1 protein-coding gene is annotated in these 1,613 nt (G+C 51.1%); it reads left to right on the top strand.

From position 1 onward, the window contains the following. Nucleotides 1-263: 263 nt before the first annotated feature. The gene (locus HMPREF2955_RS17120) at nt 264-1,307 is read left to right on the top strand and encodes an ABC transporter ATP-binding protein (protein WP_070723981.1); all 1,044 of its coding nucleotides are present in this window, start codon (nt 264-266) and stop codon (nt 1,305-1,307) included. Nucleotides 1,308-1,613 lie beyond the last annotated feature (306 nt).

The raw sequence follows: 1,613 nt of genomic DNA, 5'->3' as shown, positions 1-1,613 counted from the left end.
AAAGGGTGAAAGGGTGAAAAGATGGCTGCGCCCCTCAAAGGTGAAAAAGTGAAAAGGTGAAAGGGTGGCTGCGCCCCTTAAAGGTGAAAGAGTGAAAAGGTGAAAAGATGGCTGTGCCTCTTAAAGGTGAAAGAGTGAAAAGATAACTGTGCACTTTTAACAGCCTGCCTAGTAAACCTGGAATAACTAGAAAGCCTAGACCCACCCCGAAGAATCCTAGAAAACCAAAAGCCCCTAGCAACACAATCCCCCACAGAAAATATATGCCCTCGATAACCCTTCGCAACCTCTCCGTAGGTTACCAGCATCCACGGCACACGCCAACCACCGTGCTAGCCCAACTTAATGCTACCTTACAGGCAGGGCAGCTCACTTGTCTTGTGGGTGCCAACGGCATTGGTAAAAGTACGCTACTGCGTACTTTGGCCGCTTTTCAACCGCCCATCTCAGGACAGATGTGCTATTATTCTGACGAACAAGCCGTGCCCATCAACCTCGCCACACTCTCGCAAGCGCGTTTAGCACGCCTAGTAAGCGTGGTGTTAACGGCCAAGCCCAGCATTGAAAACCTCTCCGTCGAACAAATAGTTGCCCTTGGTCGCTCGCCCTACACCAATATTTGGGGTACACTTCGAGCCGACGACCGCCGTATGGTTGCTTGGGCGATGGATGTAGTGGGCATAACTAGCCTGCGCCACCGCCTAGTGCAGACGCTTAGCGATGGCGAACGGCAGAAAATGATGATCGCCAAAGCCTTAGCGCAAGATACACCCATGATATTACTTGACGAGCCAACCGCCTTTCTCGACTACAAAAGTAAGGTTGAAGTGCTTGGCTTGTTGGCACGCCTTGCCCACGAAACCAATAAGATGGTATTGCTTTCTACTCACGATCTAGAACAAGCTGTGCATGCCGCCGACGCTCTTTGGGTGGTGGCTAAGCGACAGCTAGGCGATGGCACGCAGCCTTGCTCGCGGTTGGATAGCTCAGACTGCTCGGACAGCTCGGACAGGTCGGACAAGTCAGACCAGTCGGTTCAGTCAGACCAGTCGGACCAGTCAGACCAGTCCGACCAGTCCAGCGGCCATGATGCGCCTAACTCTTTTAGCCAATGCCATCGTCTCCCTTTGCTTTACGTCCTAGCAAAGCACATCCATACCACCGAACAAGGGCACCAACAGCTTGTGTTCCAACCCTCACCCGACACTCCTGCTCCGCCACAACTCACGCTTACCGCCACTCCCGATTTTGAAAAGCGCACCCAAGAACTACTTCGGCTGTTGGGGGAAGAGGAGATTAAAGGGTGAAAGGGTGAAAAGGTGAAAGGGTGAAAGGGTGAAAAGGTGAAAGGGTGAAAGGGTGAAAAGGTGAAAAGGTGAAAAGGTGAAAAAATGAAAGGATGCTACGCCCTTTAAAGGCGAAAATGGAAATATCGATAGCAAATTACTTCTGCTTTTCAAGGTGCAGTATGTAAGTGGCATACCCTGCAACCGCCCACGCTAGCCGCCGCAAGCGCACATGTTTTCGGTACCGTTGCCCACTCGCGCGTGTTTACAGCATGACTGTTTTGTCTAGTTTCTAGCAATAAATTTAACATTGTGAGTGCCCTTTTT

The organism is Prevotella sp. HMSC073D09, from assembly GCF_001814145.1.
GTDB lineage: Bacteria > Bacteroidota > Bacteroidia > Bacteroidales > Bacteroidaceae > Prevotella > Prevotella conceptionensis.
Note: the sequence above shows the minus strand (reverse complement) of the source record. Positions and strands in the feature narration are given on the sequence as shown.

Excerpts from the sequence above, each read along its gene's own strand:
- HMPREF2955_RS17120 (WP_070723981.1), top strand. The coding sequence starts at position 264 with ATGCCCTCGATAACCCTTCGCAACCTCTCCGTAGGTTACCAGCATCCA.